The sequence below is a fragment of the Actinophytocola sp. genome, assembly GCF_036555685.1.
GTDB lineage: Bacteria > Actinomycetota > Actinomycetes > Mycobacteriales > Pseudonocardiaceae > Actinophytocola.
On record NZ_DATBKY010000286.1, the window covers coordinates 1 to 23,731 of the forward strand.

The following is a 23,731-nucleotide window of genomic DNA, read 5'->3' on the forward strand; positions in this document are numbered from 1 at the left end:
GGCGCCCTCGAGGGCCTGGGCCTCGTCGACCTGCGGGCCGGCTTCGAGCTGGTCGGCGAGCGCGCGGGCGGTGCCGGCCATCTTGGCGGTGTCCTCGACGACCTCGCGGACGTCGTTGAGCACGTGCTGCAGGCCGGACTCGATCTCGCGGCTGCGGTCGGCGTCGGTGATCAGGTCCACCTCCACCGACATCCAGCTTTCCGCGAGCGCGTCCTGCGGCGGGTCGTCGGCCACCGCGCTGGTCAGGATGTCGCGGAGGGAGCCGGCGACGTCCCGGCTCACGACGACGATCGGGTGCACGACCCGGTGGACCTGCAGCCCGCTGCGCACGAGCTCGGCGGAGACGGACTCGACGAGGTAGGGCATGTCGTCGGTGACGATCTGCACGATCGTGCCGGCGGTGGACCAGCCGTCGTTGTTCTCGTCGGGGTTGAAGACGCGGACCGCGGGGCGGCCCGGTACGCGCTGCTCCGCGAGCCGGCGGTGCGAGCGGACGGTGCCCACGAGATCGACCGGCTCGTGGTCGATGATCTCCTCGGGCGGGATGTAGCGGTAGTAGAGGCGGATCAGGTCGGCTAGTTGGTCATCAGCCGCGGCGGCAAGCTCGATGAGGTCGTCTCGAGTCTGCTCCGGGCTGTCCTGCCCGTCGTGGCTGCCAGGCTTGTGGCCGGCGAAAGAGCCCGTGCGGGTTCCGGTCGAGGTCATCTACACGACTCCACGATTGGCGGCACATCGGTGTGCCACATGCAGGACACACCCTAATCTGATCACGAATCCCGTACGTGGGCATCCTGAGTCGTGCCAAGGGTAACGACCCGTTGGCGGCCTCATTCGGGTGATCGGTGCCTGCCCGAGGCCGGCGACTGGTAACGCCAGTCGAAGAGCCGGTCGAAGTCGTTGTCCGGCGCCTGCTCCTTCTTGGCAGGCGGCTCGAGCTCCTCCGGACTCTCCTGGTACGCGGCGAGCGCCTCGGCCAGCAACCCGGCGATGGTGGTCGATCCGGAGGACCGTTCCGCGCGCCGCTCGGTGGTCCGGCCGCTCGGTTTGCCCGGCTCGCCGGTCTTCGCGTTCCGCGAGCCGAACGCTGCTCCGAGATCCCTCGGCCCGTTTTCGGTCCTGCCGGCCGGCTCCTCCCGGAAGGCGTCCGCGAGCCGCCCCGCGCGTGGCCGGCCGTCGCGCTCGCCGCCCAGGCGCGACGACTCGCCGGCCCGGCGACGCTCGCGTCTGGGCAGCGAGTTGGTCGTGTCCCGCACGGTGGATGCGTCGCTGCCGCCGGACGTATCCGACTCGGCGCTGCGCGGCCACATCCCGCCGGCCTGGACCGGCCCCGCAGGGTCGCTGTTGTGCAGCCGCTCCTCCGCCGCTGCGTTTCCGGCACGGTCCGGGAGAGCCGCACTGCCCTCGTCACCGGACCTCAACGAGTCGCGCCCACCCGCATCGCCGCCGCCGGACCAACGTCGCTCATCGTTCGGCAGCGACGTCAGCGGACCAGGTTCGCCCGCGTCGGTGCCATCGGCGCGGTCCCGGTCGGCGCTGAACAGCGACCTCATGGACCGACGACCGCGCACATCGGAGCCGTCGAACCTGGCTCGGTCGTCGGCGAACAGCGACCTCCGCTCACCGACATCGGCACCGCCGGCCGAACCTCGTCCGTCGTTCAGCTGCGACGTCACGGGACCACGCTCGATGCCGTCCGCACGACCTCGCTCGGCACTGGACAGCGATCCGCGCCCGTCCACATCGGCGCCGGCGGCTCGGTCTGGCTCGTCGTTCGGCAGGGAGGTCGGTGACTTCCGTTCGCTCGCCGGGGTGCCACCAGAACGGTCGGCTGCACTGAGTTCGCTGCTCGGCAGTCGCATCGGGGATCCCCGCTCGGCCGACGCGGCGCTCCCTGCTGGGGCTGCGCTGTCGGGATCGGCGGCGCTGGGCGGTCGCAACGGGCCGGGGTCGCCCGGGGAGTCGGGGCCAGGCTCGGGCGGGGCCGGTGGGATCGGCTGCGGCTCTTCAGGCTCGGGAACGTCCGGGCGGGGTTGCGGCTCGGGGATCTCGTCCGGGTCGGGTGGGGTCGGGATCGACTGACGCGGCAGCGTGGTGCCGTTCCGCGTGGTGTCCTCGGTCGGGCTCGCCGGGGCGGGAGGCGGAGTCGACTCCTTGTTGGTCTCGGTGTTCAACGCGGACATCATCCGGACCAGGTCGGCCCTTGTCTGCTCGTACGTCGGCGAAAGCTGGGCTTCCCTAGCCGTGCCGCCCGGCTCGTCGGAGGCCGCGGTGTCGGCCCGCACGTCGGCGGGTGGGGCGTCGGCGGCGCGGCGCTTGCCCCCGCTGCCTTCGGAGATGCTCAGCGACCGGATGATCTCCCGGCCGATGCGCAGGGTGTCACCCGCGTCGTCGTCGACTTTCGCGAGATCCTCCACTGTCCGCGGCACGGACGGCGGCACGCGCTCGGCCTCGGCCACGCTCGGTGCGAGCACGTGCCGGGCTTCGTTGATGAGGGCGTGGGCGTCGACGGTGGTCGCCTCGGGGTTCGACTGGACCACGCCCGTGCTGATGTTCTGGCCGTTGGCGTCCCGCAGCCACGCGGACTCGACCTCGGCGGCGAACTTCTCCGCCTGGTCGCGCGTCGTGCGCGGCAGCAGGACCGCGAGCTCCATGCCGTCCGAACGCGCGAGCTCCGCGTTGTCCGGTGCGATCGTGCGAACCCGGCCGGCGAGCTCGCTCAGCTCGAACTCGGCCGCCGCAGCCGGGCGGGTGCCCGGGGCGAAACGCCCCGGTCCGGGCTGCCCTTCCAACCGGACAAGGGTCAACGCCACCGGCCGATCGCCGTTGCGGACGGCACTCAGCCGCCGGATCAGACCTTCCTTGCTGAGCAACCCGGTCGCCGCATCGAGGTCCGGCTCCGCCGCAGCCGCACCGGACCTCACGCCCGCCTCTTCTTTGTCGGCCCGTGCGGCGGCCTGCTCGCCGACCGGCGTCGCCGCCCCTTTCGAAGCCTGCCCACCGGGCCACAAAGCAGCGAGTTCGCTTGCCGACCACGAGGGAACGACCGGCCGCTCATCAGCCGCCGCACCCGCTTGCTCACCGGACAGTGCCGCAGCGGGCGGCTCGCCTGCTCGCGTGGCGGCGGACTGCCCGCCAACCAAGTCGCCCGCGGACGGGCTGCCGCCAGGGGCAGCCGTCCGCTCACCGGCCGAACCACTCGCTGCCCGGTCGCCACCAAAGGCCGCCGCGCGCTCGCCGGTCGGGTCGCCGAGCGACCAATCGCCGACAGGAGTGACGGCCGTTCGCTCACCGACCGAGCCGGCCGCCGGTCGGTCGCCGGCGTGGGCCGCAACCGCGCGCTCGCCGGTGGGATCACCGAGGGGCCAGCCGCTGGTTTGGGGAACGGTCGGGCGCTCGCCGAATGGGTCGCCCGCCGGTCGGTCGCCGGCCCGCGTCGCTGGCGTGTGCTCGCCAGTCGGATCGCCGGGTAACCGATCGCTCGTTTGGGGAACGGTCGGACGCTCGCCAGATGGATCACCTGTCAGCCGGTCACCGGCGTGCGCCGCGGCTGGGCGCTCGCTGATCCCGGCGCCTGCCGAGTGGTCGCCGTGGGCGGCAGCGGTGCGCTCGCCGGTCGGGTCACCGGCGGGCCGGTTGCCGGGTTGTGCAGCGGGTGCATGTTCGCCGAGCGGGGGGTTTGCCGGTCGGTCGCCGGCGTGGCCCGCGGGCGTGCGCTCGCTGATCGGGTCGCCCGCTTGGCGGTCGCCGGTGTGGCCCGCGGGCGCGCGCTCGCTGATCGGGTCGCCCGCTTGGCGGTCGCCGGCGTGGGTCGCGGGCCTGCGCTCACTGGACAGGTCGGCCTTCGGGTGGGCGCTGCTGGGCGGCGCGGCCAGGTGATCGTCGAGCGGGGTGCTCGCCGGTTGGGTGGCGGCCGGGGGTCGGCCAAATCGGGGAGAGTCCAGGACGGTCGTTGTGTCCGTTTCGGCGGGCGGTGTTGGCCGGTCGGCGGGCTGGGTGGTCGTGGGCTGCTCGGTCGGCCAGGCTCGGTCTTCTGTGGACTGTCCCATCGACGGCAGAGCAGGTACCGCGCGGGACTGCGTGGCTTGTTGCCTGGGCTGGGTCACCCGCTGGGCAGCGATGCGCCAGTCGTCGTGGGCCGGGGTGGCGCCCGTTGCGGCCTGGGGGGCCGGCGCGCCGCGGATCACCTTGCGCAGCAAGGCGTTGACCGTGCGGACGTTCCACTTCGCGGGGTTGGTCTCGGTCAGCAGCCTGCGGGCAGCCAGGGACATCCCGCGCAGACGACGTTGCTCCGCGGCCCGGGCGGCGTGCAGCGACTCCAGCGCCTCCGCCGTGCGGCCGGCCTTCTCGTCCAGTTGGGACACGGCCGTCAGCGCGTCCGCCAGCAGGTCGTCCAGACCGTGCCGGTCCGCGACCCACACCGCCTGGTCCAGCAGGCCGCGACCACGCTCCACCCGACCCGACGGCAGGTGCACGCGCGTGGACACCGCCAGCATCAGCCGGCCGACCGCCGCCGCGGACGTGGCGCGCACCGGCTCGGCCAGCACCGCCTCGGAAACCGACGCCGCCTCCGCGAGCGAGCCATCGTCCAGCAGCGCGCACGCCAGCTCCAGCACGAGCTGTGCGCGCAGCCGTGCCGTCTCCGCCCGCAGCCCGCGCAGCCGGTTCAGCTGCGTCAGGCCTTCCCGGGCGGCCTCGGCCGCGTCCTCGGTGTCGCCGTACCAGCGGTAGTACGCGGCGGCACGCACCGACAGCCGCGCACGCTCCATCCGCCGAGCGTCCGGGCCGAGCCCGTCGTCGGCCGACAGGACGCGGTCGGCCTCCGCGAGCGCGTCCTCGAGGTCGTCGCGCCGACCGACGTGCGCGATGCAGCCGACGAGCCGGCCCAGCGCGATCGCTCGCACCGACGGGTCCGGCTGCGTCGCCTCCAGCACCGGCCGCAGCAGCGCGCAGCCCAGCAACGGCTCGCCGACCTCGCGCGAGCAGGTGGCGAGGTCGAGCCGCACCGCGACGGCCACGTCGGTGACGCCCTCGCTCTCCGCGAGCGCCAGTGCCGCGAACCCCGGCTCGACGGCGTCCGAGTAGTGGCTCATCCGGGCGAGGCCGGCGGCGAGCACCGCCTGGGCACGCATCGACAGCGACTTGGCCTGACCGACGTCGGCCGTCTTCGCCGACTCCGCGCCGACCTCGAGGGCCCGCCGAGCCAGCTGGACGGCCAGTTCCGGCGCGCTGAAGCGCAGTGCCTCAGCCGAGCGGACGAGCGCGGCACACTCGCCGAGCCCGCCTGCCGCAGGTGCGTCGTTCCAGGCCGCCACTACTCGGAGCCCCCAACCTAGTCCCGGGTCAGCTTGCGGTAGGTCACCCGGTGTGGACGTGCGGCTTCCTCACCAAGACGTTCGATCTTGTTCTTCTCGTAGCCCTCGAAGTTGCCCTCGAACCAGAACCACTTGGCGGGATTCTCGTCGGTGCCTTCCCACGCGAGGATATGGGTAGCGACGCGATCAAGGAACCACCTGTCGTGAGAAATGACCACGGCGCAGCCCGGGAACTGCTCCAACGCGTTCTCGAGCGACCCCAGGGTCTCGACGTCGAGGTCGTTCGTCGGCTCGTCGAGCAGGATCAGGTTGCCGCCCTGCTTGAGGGTCATCGCCAGGTTCAGCCGGTTGCGCTCACCGCCGGACAGCACGCCAGCCGGCTTCTGCTGGTCGGCGCCCTTGAAGCCGAACGCGCTGACGTAGGCGCGGGAGGGCATCTCGACCTGACCGACGTGGATGTAGTCGAGCCCCTCCGAAACCACCTCCCAGACGTTCTTCTTCGGGTCGATGCCGGCCCGTTCCTGGTCGACGTACGACAGCTTCACGGTGTCGCCGACCCTGACCTCGCCCGAGTCGGGCTTCTCGAGGCCGACGATGGTCTTGAACAGCGTGGTCTTGCCGACGCCGTTCGGTCCGATCACGCCGATGATGCCGTTGCGCGGCAGGCTGAACGACAGCCCGTCGATCAACACGCGGTCGCCGAAACCCTTGCGCAGGTTCTCGACGTCGACCACCACGTTGCCCAGCCGCGGCCCCGGCGGGATCTGGATCTCCTCGAAGTCGAGCTTGCGGGTCCGCTCGGCCTCCGCGGCCATCTCCTCGTACCGCTCGAGACGTGCCCTGGACTTGGTCTGCCGCGCCTTGGCGTTGGACCGCACCCAGGCGAGCTCGTCCTTCAGCCGCTTCTGCAGCTTCTGGTCCTTCTTGCCCTGCACGGCGAGCCGCTCGGCCTTTTTCTCCAGGTAGGTCGAGTAGTTGCCCTCGTAGGGGTGGGCGCGGCCGCGGTCCAGCTCGAGGATCCACTGCGACAGGTTGTCGAGGAAGTACCGGTCGTGGGTCACCGCCAGGACGGCACCCGCGTACTGCGCGAGGTGCTGCTCCAGCCACAGGACGCTCTCCGCGTCGAGGTGGTTGGTGGGCTCGTCCAGCAACAGCAGGTCGGGCTTCGACAGCAGCAGCTTGCACAGCGCCACCCGGCGGCGCTCACCACCGGAGAGAACCTTGACGTCCGCGTCCGGTGGCGGGCACCGCAGCGCGTCCATCGCCTGCTCCAGCTGGGAGTCGAGGTCCCAGGCATCCGCGTGGTCGAGATCCTCCTGAAGCTTTCCCATCTCCTCCATGAGCTCGTCGGAGTAGTCGGTCGCCATCTTCTCGGCGATCTCGTTGAAGCGGTCGAGCTTCTGCTTGATCTCGCCGACTCCCTCCTCGACGTTGCCGAGGACGGTCTTGTCTTCGTTGAGCGGGGGCTCCTGCTGGAGGATGCCGACGCTGTACCCGGGGGACAGGTAAGCCTCGCCGTTGTTGGGCTGGTCCAATCCGGCCATGATCCTGAGCACGCTGGACTTACCGGCGCCATTGGGACCCACTACCCCGATCTTTGCTCCGGGGTAGAACATGATGGTCACGTCGTCGAGGATGACCTTGTCCCCGTGCGCCTTGCGCACCTTCTTCATGGTGTAGATGAACTCGGCCATGAACGCGATCGTAGAGAGGTCCGGACTCGGACCTGACCGCGGCGTGGCACAACGAAGCTGACGATCACCCCGGGATCGCCGTCACCAGAGGGTATACCCGCCCCGCAAGGGGTCCCGCCTCCTCAGGCGGCGGCGACCACCTCCTCGGGTGGAGTGCCGATACTCGCCGGGGCGAGCGCGGGCGGTCGCTCGACCGAGACCGTGCACCACGCCAGGTCGGGGCCGACCGAGCGCGCGTCGAGCTCGTTGCTGCTGCGGCGCTCGCCACTGTCGGTGAAGTACTCGCGGACGTAGAACCGGCCGGTGACGACCACGCTGTCGCCCTTCACGAGCGACACCGCCACCCCTTCGGCGAGCCGGCGCCAGCAGTTGACCTGCAGGAAGACCTTGTCTCCGTCGACCCAGTCCTGCGTGTCACGGTCGAAGCGGCGCTCGCGCGCCATCAGCCGGAAGCTGGTCTTGCGGTCGCCGTTGGGGAAGGTGTGCCGGGTGATCTCGGTGACCACCTTGCCGGCCACGGTCAGGTTCGTCTCGAACATCTCGCTGTTCCTCTCGCTCGTCGCCGCGGCGCGCCGGGCGCCGTTGTCGTGTTCCACAGTGCCGGGGCGGGGCGATGTGTGGGGCGGCGAGCCGGCGAGCTGTGGACAACCGGCGCGTTGTGGACAACCAGGTGCCGGAAAGGTTGCGAGAGAAGGAAATGTCGGCGGGCGGTGGTAGTGACGCGCGGCCGCTACGAGCGCTCCGAAAGCTTGCGGAGCATGGCGTTGTAGGCCTCGCGGTCGGCGTCTCCATCGGCGTCGGCCTTGCGGTCCTGGCGCTTGCCCTCCCGCTCGTCGGCGCGGGCCCACTGGACGAGAAGCGCGATCAGCACGACCACCAGCGGCAGCTCCCCCGCCGCCCAGGCGATGCCGCCGCCGAGCTGCTGGTCGGCGAGCAGGTCGCCTGTCCACCCGAGACCGAGCCCCTGGTAGAAGCGCTCCCCGATGACCGTGGTCATGCTCATGAGGATCACGCCGAAGAACGCGTGGAAAGGCAGCGACGCGAACACCATGCCGAGCCGCGCGAGATGCGGCAGCCGCCGCGGCGACGGGTCGATGCCGATCACCGGCCAGTAGAAGATGTAACCCACGAGCAGGAAGTGCAGGTTCATCAGAAGGTGGGCCCAGTGCTTGTCCAGGGCGGCGTCGAACAGCCCGGAGAAGTACAGCACGTAGAAGGACCCGACGAAGAGCACCAGTGCGACCACCGGATGGGTGAGTACACGGGACACCGGGGACCGGACGGCCGCGAGCAGCCACTCGCGCGGCCCGGGCGGGTTGTCCTTGCCGGCGACCGGCAGCGCGCGCAGCGCCAGCGTCACCGCACCGCCGAGCACCAGGAACACCGGCGCCAGCATGGACAGCATCATGTGGGTTTCCATGTGGATGCTGAACATGCCCGGCGCGTACCGGCCGAACCCTGACGACGTGGCGATGATGATCGTGAGGCAGCCGAGCAGCCAGGCGACGGTCCGGCCGACCGGCCAGGTGTCGCCGCGGGCGCGCAGCCGGCGCACGCCCAGCAGGTAGAGCACCGCGAGGACGACCGCGAACGTGCCGAAGATGATGTCGAACCGCCACGCGGTCAGCAGCCGGAACAGCGTGGGCGGGCCGGGGAGCGTGTAGCCGAGGTACAGCTCGACGGTCTCGGGAACCTGGCCGAGGCCCGGCGGTGGAGTGCGCGAGAGCGCGGACGCGATGCCGATGGTCAGGCACATCACGAGGACCTCGACCGCGGCGAGGCGCACCAGCGCGCCGCTCGTGCCGCCCTCGACGATCGCCCGCACACCCTTCTTGCGCTGCAGGTAGCCGAACCCGCCGAGCACCAGCAGCGCACCGATCTTGGCGACCACGAGCAGGCCGTAGGAGGTCGTGAACAGGTCGGCGACGGGTAACCGCACCCACGCGTTGAGCACGCCGGACACGGCCATGGTCACCCAGCAGACCAGCGCGGTCGCGGAGAAGCGGGTGGCCGCCAGCTTCAGCGCCGGCCCGGTCGTCACGCGCCGGCCGAACACGAGCAGCGCCACCAGCCCACCGACCCAGAGCGAAGCCGCGACCAGGTGGAACAGCAGGCTGTTCGTGGCGAGATCGTGCTGCCCGCCAGCCGACGAGTGCCCGGTCACCGCGACGGGCACGATCCCGAACAGCGCCAGCGCGAACAGCGTCGCGGTCCAACCCCAGGACACGACGAACCGGCAGGCCAGCGCGACCACGCCCGCGACGATCGCGGTCAGCAGCCACGCCTTGGCCTGCTCGAGGTCCTTGAACAGGGTGATCAGCAGGTCCGAGCGGATGATCTCGGATACCGGCTTGTTGATCGCGTCTGCCTCGTTGAACGCGACCGACACGAGTGCCGACAGGCTCCACAGGACAGCCGCCCAGGACGCCGTACGCAACGCCGCGTACGCGCCGACCTCGAGCTCTCCGGACCTCTTCGGCGCCACCATGAAGGCCGCGAACAGCAGCGAGCCCACGGTCAGCACGCTGCCGATCTCCGCGAGGACGCGCGTGACGGTCAGGCCGTAGAGGTTGACTATGCCGGAGTCGCCCGCGGTGAGCGTGAGCAGTGCGACCGCGGTCAGCACCGCGAGCAGCAGACCGATGACGATCAGCGGCAGGACGCCTGCCGTCGTGCCGGTCTTGGCGGCAGGGGTGGCCGGTTTGGGCGCGCTGTCGACGGACACGGGTCGAGCGTAGTCACCGCCGATTCAGGGCCGGTACCCGCGCAGGTTCCGAGTTCTCCTCGCGCCTTCGGGCCCGGGCCGCGGCGAGCGCCACCGGGGCGATCAACAGGGCGACGAAGCCGGCGAAGCCGACGGCCACCGCCAGGTTCGTGACCTGGGCGATTCCGCCGAGCATGGGTGGTCCGACCAGGAAGCCGCTGTAGGCGACCGTGGTGACGAAGCCGATCTCCCGCTCGCCGCCGGTCCCGTCCGCGCGCCGGCCGACCGCGCCAGCCATGTTCAAGGCGACGGGGAAAGCGAACGCCAGGCCGCCGCCCGCGAGACCGAAGCCGACGAACGCGAGCGCGCCGCTCGGCACGCTCGCCGTGACCAGCAGGCCGGCGCCCGCGACGAGCGAGCCGCCGACCAGCATCCGGTCCGCGCCCCACCGGCGCTCGGCCTGCTCACCGAACAGCCGGACAAAGGCCATCGCGAGGCAGAAGACCGAGAACGTGACCGCGGCGGCCGCCTCGCCCATGCCCCGCTCGCGGACCGCGAACAGGGCGGACCAGTCGCCGCTGCCGCCCTCGACGATGGCCGAGCACAACGCGATCGCGCCGAGCAGCCACAGCACCGGCCGGCGCAGCATGCGGCGGTCGGTCGAGCCGTGCGCCGCCGGGTCGGCGGCCGGCTCCTCGCGCGGCACGAACCGGATCACCGCGAGCGTCACCACGACCGTGAGGATCGACATGGCGAGGAAGTGCCCGAAGAGCCCGATGCCGTGCCCGGCGGCGAACGCGGCGCCGACCGAGCCGCCGAGCGCGCCGAAGCTGAACCCGGCGTGGAAGACCGGCATGATCGGCCGCTCCGTGCGCCGCACGACGGTGACCGCGGCGATGTTCATCGCGACGTCGAGCGTGCCGACGACCGCGCCGAGGAAGATCAGCGCGAACCCGAGCTGGAGGGGTGAGCTGACGATTGCCATGAGCGGCAGGACGACCGCCGTGGCCAGCGCGGACGTGAGCACGATCGCGCGGGCACCGAAGCGGGCGCACCAGCGGCCGGCCAGCGAGGCCGCCGCGATCATGCCGACGCTGGCGCCCAGCAGCGCGAGGCCGAGCTCGCCCGGACTGGCGTCGATCTGGTCGGCGACGGTGGGCATGCGCGGTGCCCACGACCCGATCACCGTGCCGTTGAGCGCGAAGATGATGAACACCGACAACCGCGCGGCGAGCACCCCGGTCCCCTCCTCCCGTGTCCCCTTCCCGAACGAGCCTAACTGAAGCGCTTCAGTGATCGCCAGGTATTTACTTCTGTGCACGAATTAGGCTTGACCGGTGAGTCCGGACCGGGTGCGCCGACCCACCCTCGACACGATCGCCCGCGAGGTCGGGGTGTCGAGGGCGACGGTGTCGAACGCGTACAACCGGCCGGACCAGCTGTCCGCGGGGCTGCGCGAGCGGATCATCAAGACGGCCAAGGAGCTGGGGTACGCCGGACCGGACCCGGTCGCGCGGTCGCTCGCCACCAAGCGGGCGGGCTCGGTCGCGATCATGCTGTGCGACGGGCTCTCGTCGGCGTTCTCGGACCCGGCGCTGTGCATCATGCTGGACAGCCTGGCGTCGACGGTCGACAGCCCGGACCGGGCGTTGTTGCTGCTCCCGGGCGTGGGCGACGCCGGCCCGCGGGCGGAGAACGTGATGCGGGCGCAGACCGACGTCGTGGTGTCGTACTCGCTGCCCGACGACGCGCCCGCGCTGGCGGCGGTCGGCGAGCGGAACCTGCCGCTGGTGGTCGTGGACCAGCCGGTGCTGGCCGGCTCGGCGCGGGTCCAGGTCGACGACTTCGGCGGGGCGCTGCTGGCCGCGCGGCACGTGGCGTCGCTGGGGCACCGGCGGGTGGCGATGCTCGGCTTCAGCCTGAGCGCGGACGGGCATCGCGGGCCGGCTGGGCCCTCGCGGATCTCGGCGGGCCACTTTCGCGTGAGCCTCGACAGGATCTCCGGATACCTGAAAGGGCTGGCTGAACAGGGTATCGTCACCGATGAGGTGCCGCTCTGGGAGGCGCCGGGCAGTGTCCGGGAGTTGGGCAGGGAGGGCGCCAGGTGGCTGTTCGGGCTACGGCCGAGGCCGACCGCGGTGCTGTGCATGTCCGACGAGCTCGCCCTCGGCGCGCTGCGAGCGGCGGAGGAGCTGGGGCTGGCGGTGCCCGGGGAGGTGTCGATCGTGGGGTTCGATGACACTCCGGCAGCGTCCTGGGCCAACCTCACCACGGTGCGGCAGGACCTCGTCGAGAAGGGCAGACAGGCCGGCGAGCTGGCGCTGCGGATGCTCGAGGGAGCGAGACCGGTAAGACCGGTCACGATCGGGGTTGACCTGCAGGTTCGCGGCTCGACGGGCCCCGCCCGGCGCTGAGCCGACCCAAATCACACCCCGAAATCTGGGCCGATTCGGAAACGACCACGCGGTTTCGAACGATCAGACCCAAGGGCAGCATCCTGCCGACCGGCAGGCGCGGCCCGCCTATGCCCTCGTAGCTCAGCGGACAGAGCAGGAGCCTTCTAAGCTCTGGGTCGCAGGTTCGAGTCCTGCCGGGGGCGCGTGTTGATCGCACTGGGGTACGTTCCCGAACCTATCCCGTCCGGCGATCAGCAGACTCGTGCACGGCCTGGTCCAGCCATTGGCGTGGCGGCATCGCGCCGGCGGCCTTGCGGAGCCGGGCCAGCCGCTCCGCCCGCTCTGCCCGCGGCATGTCCAGCCCGGCCGCGATGCCGTCCGCCAGGGCGGTGACGTCGAAGGGGTGCACCATGATCGCGGCGTCCGCGAGCTCGTCGGCCGCGCCCACCTCGGTGGACAGCACCAGCGCGAGGTCCCGGCGGCTGACCACGGGGCCCTCCTTGGCCACGAGGTTCATGCCGTCCCGCATCGCGTTGACGACCAGGACGTCGGCCAGCGTCAGGGCGGCGAGGCCGCGCGCGAAGTCGTTGCGGGTCTCGAGCACGACGGGTTGCCAGGTCGGCGTCCCGAACCGTTCGTTGATCAGGTCGACGCGCCGGCGAACCTCGCGGTCGTAGGCCTGGTAGGCCGGCACGTCCTGGCGCGAGGAGTAGGCGAGGACGTAGTGCACCACCCGTTCGCGCCGGGCGGGCTCGCGGGCGATGAGCTCGGCGAACCCGTCCAGCCCGCGGAGCAGGTTCTTGGATGGTTCCATCCGGTCGACGCGCACGACCAGCCGGCGATCACCGACCAGCCGGCGCAGCTCCCGGCGGTACGCCTCGGCCGCCGCGCCGGCGGCCACGTGGCGCAGCCGGTCGGGATCGACGCCGACCGGAAAGCAGCGGATCTTGACCCGTCGGCCGTCGCGGTCGATGACCGTGCCGCGGCCCCGATCCACCGGGTACCCGGCGACCGCACAGGTCTCGACGAACGCGTTCGCCCAGCGAGGCACGAGGAAGCCGAGCAGGTCGGCGCCGAGCATGCCGTCGAGCAGCTCGGTGGCCAGGTCCGCCGGCAGCGCGCGGAGATTCGCCGGGTCCGCCCACGGGATCATGGTGAAGTGCGCGATCCCGGCATCCGGCCGCAACGCGCGCAGCTGCCGCGGCGCCAGCGACAGGTGGTAGTCCTGGAGCAGGGCCTGCCCGGACAGCGCGAGCTCCCGCGCGCACGCGCTCGCGAACCGCGCGTTGATCCGGCGGTATGCCCGCCAGCTTTCGCGCACACCCGCGTCGATGGCCGGCTCACGCGTGGGGTCGAGCATGTGGTGGTGCAGGAACCACAGCAGCCCGTTGGAAATGTCGCGGTAGTAACCGTCATAGTCCTGCCGGTCTAGATCCAGCAGTCGCAGCCGGACCGAACCTTCCGGCAGCTCGACGACCGCCCCGGTCTCCCGCTGCCGCGCCGCGCGCCGGTCCTCCTCGGTGAGCGCCGACGCGATCCATGTTCCGTTCCGGCTGGCCAGCGCCGGCCCGAGGACACCGATCAGGCCACCGCCGCCGCGGTTCGCCACCACCCGGCCGGCCTCGTCCACGCACAGCTCGACCGGACCCCGGTTCGAGGCGATGACCAGCGGTGCCGGCCCGGCGGTGACGGTCATGCCGGTACTTCCACGCCGAGCAGTCGCAGCACGGCGGACAGGCCCCGGGACCTGTTGCCGGCCCGGTTGTGGGGCAGCACGTAAACCGGGATACCGGCCGCCGACGCGCCGCCGTCCCGGACCGGATCGTCGCCGACCATGACCGCTTCCGATGGCGGCACGCCCAGCTTCTGGCAGGCGGTCTCGAACAGCAGCGGGTCGGGCTTCTCGATGCCGAGATCGCAGGAGAGGACGAACGCGTCCACCAGTCCGGCGAGGCCGGCCTCGCGGAAGGAACCACTGATGTCCCAGCCGGTGTTGCTCACCACCGCGACCGGAACCCCCGATCGCCGCAACGCGCCGAGCGTGGCCGCCGTGTCGGTGTAAGGACGCCAGGCGCGCACGTCGGTGACGCAGTCGTAGAACGCCGCCGCGATCGCCGGACTCACCCCGGGCACCGACTCCGCGAGGGCGGTCCACCGCGCGCGGTGGGTGCCGGAGTCGCGGTCCGCGCCGCGCAGAGCCGACCGCCCGTCCGCGGAGTCCACAACGGACTGGATCGCGACGAGAAGCGCGGCCGCCGCGGCCGTGGCCAGCCGAATGCCCCGCATGGCGCAGCGTTCGACCAGCCGCGCGCCGGTGAGCACGGAGGTGGGGTCGAACAGGGTGCCGGAGAAGTCGAACAGCACCGCCCGGACCGAACGGGGCTCCGCTGCGCGAAACGCCGCATCGGATGTGTGCGCACCGGGCCGTGGCTGGCTCATCGGCGCCCGGCCGTCGCGAACGCCGCGGTGGCGGCGACGTTGAGGGCCACGAAGGCCAGGCACAGCACGGGAAGACTGCCGATGGCGAGCAGCGGGCCGGCGACGACCAGGGTGCCGGTCGCGGCGGCCATCCCCATCACCACCTCTCCCACTCCCTCCGCCCGATGCCGCAGCTCGTCCGGCGTGACGTCGATCAGCCACGCGGTGCCGCCGAGCAGCTGAAGGTTCCACCCCAGCCCGAGAAGCAGGAGCAGCACCACGTCCCCGTCACCGGCCCGGAGGACGCCGACCGCCATCGCGGCCACCAGCAGCACCGCGCCGCACAACGAGACCCGGCGGTAGCCGAGGCGCCGGATCAGCCGGCCGGTCAGCGGCGAGGGGCCGAACATCGCGGCCACGTGCATGCCGATGACCAGGCCCGCCCCGCTCAGGTCCCAGTCGTGGTGTCGCAGGTGGTTCGGCATCGCGCCCATCACCGACACCATGGTCAGGTTGGTCGCGGCGAGCACCAGCAACGGAGACACCCGTGCGCGCCAGCTCACCGTCGCCACGGGCCGCGCCGCAGTCGCCGGTAACCTGCCCGCGCCACGGCGGTCGGCCAGCAGGCCGATCACTCCCGTCGCCGGGAACATCACCAGGGCCAGCACGAACAGCCCGAGCGCCGCGGGCAGGCCGAACCGTTCGGCCAGCCAGCCGGCCGGGCCCAGCAGCGCCGGACCGGCCACGGCGCCCACGGTCACCGCGGCCATGGCCACACCCATCGCCTCGGCACGGCGTTCCGGAGGGACCAGGTCCGCCGCGGCATAGCGGCCCAGCATCACGCCGGTGTTCCCGACCCCGAGCAGCAGGCTGCCGAACAGCAGCGGGACCAGGTGCCATGCGCCGCCCAGCACGACGACGGCCGCGCCGGCCGCCGCCACGAAGTGACAGACGGCGAGTCCCCTGGCCCGGCCCACCCGGTGCATCGACCCGGTCGCCAGCGGTGCGGACAGCGCGGCACCGACGACCAGCAGGCCCAGGGGAAGCGGACCGTAGGCCGCGGAGCCGGTGACGGACTCGGCGAGCAGCGGTCCGGCCACGGCTCCCGCCGCCAGCCCGATCGACCCCACCGCCTGGCTGACGCACAACACCACCAGGCGACGGTGGTACAGCGGCGGCAACCCGCCGGCGGATTCCCGGCGCAATCCCGTTCCAGCGACGTCGGTCACCGGGCGGCTGCGTTCCGGGTCTGGACCGCGGCGAACCCCGGCCGGGCGAGACGACCCGCCCGCATGCGCACCCGGTGGTGGATGTACGTGTTGGTCGCGTTCATGCGCTGCACGTGCGGCCTTGTCAGCTCGACGACCCGGCGCAGGGTCTCCGGCGGCACGTTGGCCAGCGTGACCTCGAGCAGTGTCCGGGACAGCAGGTCGAACTCGGCCCGCACGACCTCCGGGTCGTACTCGGTCGCGCACAGCGCCGCCAACTCGTCGAGGCGCCGGTTCGCGTCCTCCGACAGGTTGACCGGGTTGACCACGAGGTCGACGTCCGGCGAGGCACAGGCCTGCACCCTGGGCGCCTCGAACGAGTTGATCAACGGGCTGACGTCGCCGGCGAACGCCGGGTCGTACAGGCCGGGGAAAGCCTGCTCCTCGTAGCCGGGGTCGTAGCCGGCGATGTGCAGCGGGGCCACCCCCTGCTCGGCCATCATCCCCAGGGCGATCTCCAGCACCGAGACCGGCCAGTCCAGGTTCCGGATCGCGTGCAGCCCGAGGCCACCCTCCGCCGACGTGACCGCACCGACCAGCAGGAGCTGCGCGGACTCCCGTGCGGACTGAACGTAGAACCGGTCGTCGGCGGAGTGCAGCCGAACCACCTCGCCCCGCCGGCACCAGGCGCGGAGCCGGTTCAGGACGATCGAGTTGTCGACCACGTGGGTGAACCTGGCGGCGGAGGCGCGAAGCACGCCCCGCGTCGCGGCGTCCGCCACGATCAGCTCGGCGGCTCGCTTGCTGGCGGCGTACACATCGGGCGTGTACGGCCGCAGCGCCTTGCCGGTCGAGGCGAGGACGAGCTGCTCGACGCTCGCCTGCACGCACGCGTCGACCACGTTGCGCGTGCCGAACACGTTCGTCGTGACCGTCCGGTGCACGGCACGTTCGGCCAGGCTCGGGTCGCGCTGCGCCGCCGTGTGGAACACCAGGTCCGGCTTGATCTCGGCGACCGCGTCCGCCACCGCCTCCCGGTCCCGGACGTCGACCTGGTGGTACGCGGCGACCGGGACCTTCGGCTCGTCGAGGTCCAGTGCGACGAGACGGCCGGGCCCGTACCGGTCGAGCTGTTGCAGCAACGCCGTTCCGATGCATCCGGAAGCGCCGGTGACCAGGATCGTGCGGCCGGCGAGGTGCGCCCGCGCGCGCTGGTCGGGCACGTCGATACCGCGCTCGGTCACCGACAGGTAGCGACGAAACTCGGCCACGCTTTCGCCGGACGCGGCGACTAGTGCCGCGGACAGCTCCCGCAGCCTGGGCAGTGCCGACTCGTCCAGGCCCGGCCCAGGCGGCGCGGTCTGTCTGATTTGCGCGAGGATCGCCGTGGAATTGTCAGGCATGTTCGCGACCACATCTCCCGCCGATCTTTGGCCAGCTTCAACGAACAGATGCGATTGTCACGGTCCCATGGTTCGGTATGCTTCTCTCACGATGCGGAACACGCATATGCCGAGATCCGCGGAGCGACGACGGCACGGACCGATTCCTGACACGCTCGTAGCCTGATCTCGTGAACCGCAGGCCTTCCGAAGCCGAGTTGGCGGCTGCTCGCGAGCTGACCGTCCCGGACGTGATCCGGTCCGGGCTGGACGTCCTGTTCTGCGGCATCAACCCCGGGCTGTACTCCGCGGCCACCGGCCGCCACTTCGCCCGGCCCGGCAACCGGTTCTGGCCGGCGCTGCACCGCAGCGGTTTCACGCCCCGGCAGCTGCGGCCCGACGAGCAGGACGAGCTGCTCGACCACGGGCTCGGGATCACCAACGTCGTCACGCGGGCGTCGGCTCGGGCGGACGAGCTCTCGGCCGAGGAGCTGCGGGACGGGGCGCGGCGGCTCGCGCGCGTCGCCACGGAGTACCGGCCGCGGGTGGTGGCGGTGCTCGGGGTCACCGCCTACCGGGCCGGCTTCGGGCGGGCGGCCGCCGTCGTCGGCGAGCAACGGGACCGCATCGGGACCGCGCGGGCGTGGGTGTTGCCCAACCCTTCGGGGCTCAACGCGCACTATCAGCTACCCGCGCTCGCGGACGAATTTCTGCGGCTCCGGATGGCGTTACAGCAGGAGGGACCCACGCCGGAGGGGTGAGGACATGCTCGCGATGCTGCTCGCGCTCGGGGCGAGCCTGGCGTGGGGCGCGAGCGACTTCCTCGGCGGCTGGCAGAGCCGGTCCCTCCCGCTGCTGACCGTGCTGCTGGCGACGCAGTCGACGTCCGTGGTGTTGCTGGTGGTCGCGGTGGCCGGGCGCGCGGCCGGGCCGCCGGACGTCTCGTACGTCGTGGCCGGGGCCGGGGCGGGACTCGCCGAGCTGGCCGGGGCCGCCGCGCTCTACCGCGGGCTCGCGGTCGGGCGGATGAGCCTCGTGGCACCGATCGCGGCCGCCGCGCCGGCCGTGCCGCTCGTCGCGGGTCTCGTGCTCGGGGAGGTGCCCGGGCCGGCGCAGAGCACGGGGCTGGTGCTGATCGTCGCGGGGATCGCGTTCGCGTCCCGAGCGCGCGGCTCCGCGGGGCGGGTGGGGCCCAGCATCGCGTACGGGATCGCGGCGGCGATCGGGTTCGGGGTGTTCTTCGTGGCGATGGACGCGGCCAGCGAGGGCGGGCTGTTGTGGGCCCTGCTGGTCGCCCGGCTGACGGCCCTCGCCGCGATCGGGACGGCCATGGCGGCAGCGCGGAGCGGGCCGGCGATCCGGCGGACCGACCTGCCGGTGCTCGTGGTCACCGGCGTGCTCATGACCGCCGGCGACGCCATGTACGCGGCCGCCACCACGGTCGGCTACCTCGGGGTCGTCGCCGTGCTGGCCGCGCTGCACTCGGTCGTCACGATCGGGCTGGCCCGCATCCTCCTCCACGAGCGTGTCGCCGCGTGGCAACAGATCGGAATCGCGGGATGCCTCACCGGAGTCGCGGTCCTGGCCGTGGCCTGAACGGCCATATGCTCGATCGATGAGCGGAGCTTGCGGAGCTGATCATTCGACACGGGGCGACCGCGGGCGGCGGCACCGAGCCCGCGAGGTGGCGTCGTGAGCGGGACAGACGCCATCGGCGGCACGCCCCTCGTCCGCCTGGACAGCCTCCCCGCCCCGGGCAGCGCCGAAGTCTGGGTCAAGCTCGAGAGCGCGAACCCGACCGGCTCCTACAAGGACCGGATGGCCCTCGCCATGATCGAGGGCGCCGAGCGGGACGGCCGCCTCCTGCCCGGCCAGCCCGTCGTCGAGTACACCGGCGGCAGCACCGGGTCCTCGCTCGCCTTCGTCTGCGCCGTCAAGGGCCACCCGCTGCGGATCGTGTCCTCGGACGCGTTCGCGGAGGAGAAGATCCGCACGATGCGGGCCTTCGGCGCCGACGTCGAGCTCCTGCGCAGCCGGGGTGGCATCACGCCCGACCTCATCCCGTCGATGGTCCGCCGCGCCGGCGAGATCGCCCGCGAGACCGGCGCGTTCCAGACCGACCAGTTCAACAACGCCGACATGCTCGACGGCTACCACCGCCTCGGCGAGGAGCTGCTCGAACAGCTGCCGGGGATCGACGCGTTCTGCGCCTACATCGGCACGGCCGGCTGCTTCCTCGGCACCACCAGGGCGCTGCGCGAGAAGCTGCCGGCGCTGCACCGGGTCGCGCTCGAGCCCGCCGAGTCCGCGGTCCTCTCCGGCGGGCCGCCCGGCACGCACCACGTCGAGGGGGGCGGCGTGGGCTACTGGCCGCCGCAGCTGCACCCGGACGACTTCGACGAGGTCATGGCCATCCCCGAGGCCGAGGGCTTCGAGATGGCCCGCCGCGCCGCCCGCGCCGAGGGCGTCTTCTCCGGACCGTCGACCGGCGTGAACCTCGTCGCCGCGCTGCGGCTCGCGGAACGCCTCGGTCCCGGCCACCGCGTGGTGACGATCCAGGTCGACAGCGGCCTGAAGTACCTCAGCGGCGAGCTGTACCAGTCCTGAACTGTCGGTGGGCCGTGGTGAAATGTCGCCATGGCCACCGCCGAAGACGTCCGCCGGATCGCCACCGGCCTGCCGCGCACGGTCGAGCGGCTCGTGCGCGACCGGGTCAAGTTCAACGTCGGCCGGATCGTCTACCTCGCGCTGTCCCGCGACGAGCAGACGCTCGGCTTCGCGTTCCCGAAGGAGGAGCGCGCCGCCCTCGTCGAGTCCGAGCCCGGCAAGTTCTCCTTACCCGGCAAGGGCGACATGCGCTACCACTGGGTGCACCTGCGCCTCGCCGCCGTCGACGTGGACGAGCTGCGCGAGCTCATCGTCGACGGCTGGCGGATGGTCGTCCCGAAGAAGGTCGCCGCGGAGTACGACCAGGCGCACGGCGTGGATCAGGACGGGTCGTAGGCCAGGTTCGGGCGCAGCCAGTGCTCCACCTCGGCCACCTCGACGCCGCGGCGGGCCGCGTAGTCCGCCACCTGGTCGCGGTTGATCCGGCCGACGGTGAAGTACCGCGACTCCGGGTTGGCGAAGATCAGGCCGCTGACCGCCGCGGCCGGGGTCATCGCGCACGACTCGGTCAGCGCGATGCCCACCTGGTCCGCGTCGAGCATGCCGAACAGCTCGCGCTTCTCGCTGTGGTCCGGGCTCGCCGGGTAGCCGAGCGCGGGCCGGATGCCGCGGAAGCGCTCCGCGTGCAGGTCGGCCAGCTCCGGCTGCGCGTCGGGTTCGAACCACTCGCGCCGCGCCTGCAGGTGGACGTACTCGGCGAACGCCTCGGCGAGCCGGTCGGCCAGCGCTTTGACCATGATCGCCCGGTAGTCGTCGTTGTCCGCCTCGAACTCCCCCGCCAGCGCCTCCGCGCCGTGGATCGCCACCGCGAAGCCGCCGAGGTGGTCGCCCTCGGGCGCCACGTAGTCGGCGAGCGAGCGGTTCGGCCGGCCCTCGGGCTTCTCGGTCTGCTGGCGCAGCATCGGCAGCCGCGGCCCGCCCTCGACGACGATGTCGTCGCCCTCGGCGTGCGCCGGCCAGAACCCGTACGCGCCACGCGCGGTGAACCGGCCGTCCGCGACGATCTGGTCCAGCAGCTCGTTGCCGTCGTCGAACAGCTCGCGCGCCGCCGGGTTCCTCTCCAGGATCGCCGGGTACTTGCCCTTCAGCTCCCAGGCCAGGAAGAAGAACTGCCAGTCGATGAACTCGCGCAGCTCCGCGATCGACGGCGACACCGTCCGCACACCGGTGAACTCCGGCACCGGCAGGTCGTCGAACGGCACCCGCTCGCGGTTGGCCCGCGCCTCCTCGACCGTCAGCAGCGGCTTGGCGTGCCGGTGCTCGTGCTCCTCGCGCAGCCGCGCCTGCTCGATCCGGTTCGCCGCGTCGAGCTCCTCCGCGCGACCCTCGTTCAGCAGGTCGGACACCACGCCGACGACCCGCGACGCGTCCAGCACGTGGATCGTCGTCGAGTCGTACGCCGGGGCGATGCGCACCGCGGTGTGCTGGCGGGACGTCGTCGCGCCGCCGATCATCAGCGGCAGGTTCAGCCCGCGCCGCTGCATCTCCGTGGCCACGCCGACCATCTCGTCCAGCGACGGGGTGATCAGCCCGGACAGGCCGATGGCGTCCGCGCCCTCCTCGACCGCCGTGTCGAGGATCCTCGCCGCCGGCACCATCACGCCGAGGTCGACGACGTCGTAGTTGTTGCAGCCCAGGACGACGCCGACGATGTTCTTGCCGATGTCGTGCACGTCACCCTTGACGGTGGCCAGCACGATCTTGCCCTGGCCGCGGTCGGTGAGCAGCCGCCCCTCGCGGCGCGCCTGCTCCTTCTCCTCCTCCATGTACGGCTCGAGGTAGGCGACCGAGCGCTTCATCACGCGCGCGCTCTTCACGACCTGCGGCAGGAACATCTTGCCCGCGCCGAACAGGTCGCCGACGATCTTCATGCCGTCCATCAGCGGCCCCTCGATCACGTCGAGCGGGCGATCGGCCTCCCGGCGGGCCTCCTCCGTGTCCTCCTCGATGAAGTCGACGATGCCGTGCAGCAGCGCGTGCGCGAGCCGCTCGTTCACCGGCGCCTCGCGCCACGACAGGTCGACGGCGCGTTTGGTGCCGCTCCCCCGCACGTTCTCGGCGAACGCCACGAGCCGGTCGGTCGCGTCCTCGCGCCGGTCGAACAGCACGTCCTCGACGAGCTCCAGCAGGTCGGCCGGGATGTCCTCGTACACGGCGAGCTGGCCGGCGTTGACGATGCCCATGTCCAGCCCGGCGCGCACCGCGTGCAGCAGGAACGCGGAGTGCATGGCCTCGCGCACGATGTCGTTGCCGCGGAAGGCGAACGACAGGTTCGAGATGCCGCCGCTGGTACGCGCGCCCGGACAGCGCTCCTTGATCCGCGGCAGCGCGTCGATGAACGCCTTGGCGTACCCGTTGTGCTCGGCGATGCCGGTGGCGACCGCGAGCACGTTGGGGTCGAACACGATGTCCTCGGGGGCGAAGCCGGCCTGCTGCGTGAGCAGGTCGTACGCGCGGGCGCAGATCTCCACCTTGCGATCCGCGGTGTCGGCCTGGCCCTGCTCGTCGAAGGCCATCACGACCACGCCGGCGCCGTACGTGCGGATCTGCCGGGCGTGCTCGAGGAATGGCTCCTCGCCTTCCTTGAGGCTGATGGAGTTGACGACTCCCTTGCCCTGCACGCACTTCAGGCCCGCCTCGAGGACAGTCCACTTGGAACTGTCGATCATGATCGGGATGCGGGCGACCTCGGGCTCGGTGGCGATCAGGTTCAGGAACGTGGTCATCGCCTGCTCGCTGTCGAGCAGGTCGGCGTCCATGTTGACGTCGAGCAGGTTGGCGCCGCCGCGGACCTGCTCCAGCGCGACGTCCACGGCGGCCTGGTGGTCGTCGGACTCGATGAGCCGGCGGAACCGCTTGGAGCCGGTGACGTTCGTGCGCTCGCCGATCATGACGAAGCCGGTGTCCGCGCCGATCTCGAACGGCTCCAGGCCGGAGAAGCGCGTGGTGTTCTCGATCGCCGGGACCTTGCGCGGGTCCATGCCGCCGACCGCCTCGGCGATCTGTGCGATGTGCGCGGGCGTGGTGCCGCAGCAGCCGCCGACGATGTTGACCATGCCCGCGCCGGCGAACTCGCCGAGCAGCCGGCCGGTCTCCTCGGGCGTCTGGTCGTAGCCGCCGAACGCGTTGGGCAGGCCGGCGTTGGGGTAGGCGGCGGTGTAGCTGCCGGCCAGGCGGGACAGCTCCGCCACGTGCGGGCGCATCTCCTCGGCGCCGAGCGAGCAGTTGACGCCGACGACGAGCGGCTCCGCGTGCTCGATGGAGCTCCAGAACGCCTCGACCGTCTGGCCCGACAGCGTGCGGCCGGACAGGTCGACGATCGTCACCGAGATCCACAGCGGCAGCTCAGGGGCGACATCGCGGGCGGCGGCGATCGCGGCCTTTGCGTTGAGCGTGTCGAAGATCGTCTCGACGAGCAGCAGGTCCACGCCGCCTTCGGCGAGGCCGGCGATCTGCTCGGCGTAGGCGTCGTACACCTGGTTGAAGGAGACCGCACGGAACGCGGGGTCCTCCACGCGGGGGGACAGCGAGAGGGTGACGTTGAGCGGGCCGATCGAGCCGGCGACGAACCGGTCGCCGGCCTCGTCCGCGGCCTGGCGGGCGATCTCCGCGCCCCGCACGTTCATCTCCCTGACCAGCGATTCCAGCCCGTAGTCGGCCTGGCCGATCGCGGTCGCGGTGAACGTGTTGGTCGTGGTGATGTCCGCGCCCGCCGCCAGGTACTGGCGGTGCACGTCGAGCACGATGTCCGGGCGGGTGAGGTTGAGCAGGTCCGGGTCGCCGGTGACGTCCTTGGGATGGGCTTCGCCGATGCGGTCGCCCCGGTAGTCGGCGGGCGTCAGGCCGGCACCCTGCAGCATCGTGCCCCAGGCCCCGTCGAGCACCGCGATCCGCCGGTCGAGTAGCTGTCGCAGCGCCCTGCTCGCGCCTGTGTCGGACTTGCCCACCTG

At 71.9% G+C, this 23,731-nt stretch carries 15 protein-coding genes, 1 tRNA gene and 1 pseudogene; 6 read left to right on the plus strand and 11 right to left on the minus strand.

Features of this window, described 5'->3' with window-relative positions; all coding sequences use genetic code 11:
* The 6 genes and pseudogenes from VH969_RS28910 to VH969_RS28935 form a co-directional block, all read right to left on the minus strand.
* Positions 1-705, minus strand: a pseudogene (locus tag VH969_RS28910) (NAD-glutamate dehydrogenase); the annotation flags it as partial.
* A 122-nt stretch (positions 706-827) separates the two neighbouring features.
* A complete protein-coding gene (locus tag VH969_RS28915; protein ID WP_331979944.1) occupies positions 828-5,312 on the minus strand; it encodes a hypothetical protein in 4,485 nt (1,494 codons plus the stop codon).
* 17 nt (positions 5,313-5,329) lie between these two features.
* A complete protein-coding gene (ettA, locus tag VH969_RS28920) occupies positions 5,330-7,006 on the minus strand; it encodes an energy-dependent translational throttle protein EttA (RefSeq protein ID WP_331979946.1) in 1,677 nt (558 codons plus the stop codon).
* Positions 7,007-7,128: 122 nt separating this feature from the next.
* Positions 7,129-7,545 carry a single-stranded DNA-binding protein gene (locus VH969_RS28925; RefSeq protein WP_331979948.1) on the minus strand — a complete coding sequence of 139 codons (417 nt, stop codon included), beginning with the start codon at positions 7,543-7,545 and terminating at the stop codon, positions 7,129-7,131.
* Between the two features lie 191 nt (positions 7,546-7,736).
* A complete protein-coding gene (locus tag VH969_RS28930) occupies positions 7,737-9,731 on the minus strand; it encodes a bifunctional copper resistance protein CopD/cytochrome c oxidase assembly protein (protein WP_331979950.1) in 1,995 nt (664 codons plus the stop codon).
* A gap of 13 nt (positions 9,732-9,744) precedes the next feature.
* On the minus strand, positions 9,745-10,947 hold the full coding sequence (locus VH969_RS28935; RefSeq protein ID WP_331979952.1) for an MFS transporter: 1,203 nt from the start codon (positions 10,945-10,947) through the stop codon (positions 9,745-9,747).
* 100 nt (positions 10,948-11,047) lie between these two features.
* Here VH969_RS28935 and VH969_RS28940 point away from each other — a divergent pair, with 100 nt between their 5' ends.
* The gene (locus VH969_RS28940; protein WP_331979954.1) at positions 11,048-12,124 is read left to right on the plus strand and encodes a LacI family DNA-binding transcriptional regulator; all 1,077 of its coding nucleotides are present in this window, start codon (positions 11,048-11,050) and stop codon (positions 12,122-12,124) included.
* Positions 12,125-12,236: 112 nt separating this feature from the next.
* Positions 12,237-12,309 (plus strand) — tRNA-Arg (locus VH969_RS28945).
* A 32-nt stretch (positions 12,310-12,341) separates the two neighbouring features.
* Here the strand turns inward: VH969_RS28945 and VH969_RS28950 are convergent.
* From VH969_RS28950 to VH969_RS28965, 4 genes are all read right to left on the minus strand, one after another.
* On the minus strand, positions 12,342-13,802 hold the full coding sequence (locus VH969_RS28950; RefSeq protein WP_331979956.1) for an alpha,alpha-trehalose-phosphate synthase (UDP-forming): 1,461 nt from the start codon (positions 13,800-13,802) through the stop codon (positions 12,342-12,344).
* Complete coding sequence (locus VH969_RS28955; protein ID WP_331979958.1) at positions 13,799-14,470, minus strand: HAD family hydrolase; 672 nt, start codon at positions 14,468-14,470, stop codon at positions 13,799-13,801. The genes VH969_RS28950 and VH969_RS28955 overlap by 4 nt, the downstream gene beginning before the upstream one ends.
* Positions 14,471-14,541: 71 nt before the next feature.
* Positions 14,542-15,678: an MFS transporter gene (locus VH969_RS28960; protein WP_331979960.1), complete on the minus strand. Its 1,137-nt coding sequence runs from the start codon at positions 15,676-15,678 to the stop codon at positions 14,542-14,544.
* A gap of 71 nt (positions 15,679-15,749) precedes the next feature.
* Positions 15,750-17,135, minus strand: coding sequence for an SDR family NAD(P)-dependent oxidoreductase (locus tag VH969_RS28965; protein WP_331979962.1), 1,386 nt, complete (start codon positions 17,133-17,135; stop codon positions 15,750-15,752).
* 170 nt (positions 17,136-17,305) lie between these two features.
* Here VH969_RS28965 and mug point away from each other — a divergent pair, with 170 nt between their 5' ends.
* The 4 genes from mug to VH969_RS28985 all read left to right on the plus strand — a co-directional run bounded on the left by mug (position 17,306) and on the right by VH969_RS28985 (position 20,117).
* The gene (mug, locus tag VH969_RS28970; protein ID WP_331979964.1) at positions 17,306-17,875 is read left to right on the plus strand and encodes a G/U mismatch-specific DNA glycosylase; all 570 of its coding nucleotides are present in this window, start codon (positions 17,306-17,308) and stop codon (positions 17,873-17,875) included.
* A 4-nt stretch (positions 17,876-17,879) separates the two neighbouring features.
* The gene (locus tag VH969_RS28975; RefSeq protein WP_331979966.1) at positions 17,880-18,710 is read left to right on the plus strand and encodes an EamA family transporter; all 831 of its coding nucleotides are present in this window, start codon (positions 17,880-17,882) and stop codon (positions 18,708-18,710) included.
* A gap of 96 nt (positions 18,711-18,806) precedes the next feature.
* Entirely contained in the window at positions 18,807-19,721 is a 915-nt protein-coding gene (locus tag VH969_RS28980; protein ID WP_331979968.1) for a PLP-dependent cysteine synthase family protein, read from the plus strand.
* A 30-nt stretch (positions 19,722-19,751) separates the two neighbouring features.
* Positions 19,752-20,117, plus strand: coding sequence for an MmcQ/YjbR family DNA-binding protein (locus VH969_RS28985; protein WP_331979971.1), 366 nt, complete (start codon positions 19,752-19,754; stop codon positions 20,115-20,117).
* On the opposite strand, the gene metH is transcribed toward VH969_RS28985, so the two are convergent.
* Positions 20,102-23,728 (minus strand): methionine synthase, encoded by a 3,627-nt coding sequence (gene metH, locus VH969_RS28990; protein WP_331979973.1) that lies wholly within the window; start codon positions 23,726-23,728, stop codon positions 20,102-20,104. The genes VH969_RS28985 and metH overlap by 16 nt on opposite strands.
* Between the last annotated feature and the right edge of the window lie 3 nt (positions 23,729-23,731).

What these genes read in the sequence shown, in the direction of transcription:
- VH969_RS28965 (WP_331979962.1), bottom strand. Translation starts at nt 17,135, where the DNA reads ATGCCTGACAATTCCACGGCGATCCTCGCGCAAATCAGACAGACCGCG.
- VH969_RS28950 (WP_331979956.1), bottom strand. Translation starts at nt 13,802, where the DNA reads ATGACCGTCACCGCCGGGCCGGCACCGCTGGTCATCGCCTCGAACCGG.
- ettA (WP_331979946.1), bottom strand. Translation starts at nt 7,006, where the DNA reads ATGGCCGAGTTCATCTACACCATGAAGAAGGTGCGCAAGGCGCACGGG.
- VH969_RS28975 (WP_331979966.1), top strand. Translation starts at nt 17,880, where the DNA reads ATGCTCGCGATGCTGCTCGCGCTCGGGGCGAGCCTGGCGTGGGGCGCG.
- VH969_RS28925 (WP_331979948.1), bottom strand. Translation starts at nt 7,545, where the DNA reads ATGTTCGAGACGAACCTGACCGTGGCCGGCAAGGTGGTCACCGAGATC.
- VH969_RS28985 (WP_331979971.1), top strand. Translation starts at nt 19,752, where the DNA reads ATGGCCACCGCCGAAGACGTCCGCCGGATCGCCACCGGCCTGCCGCGC.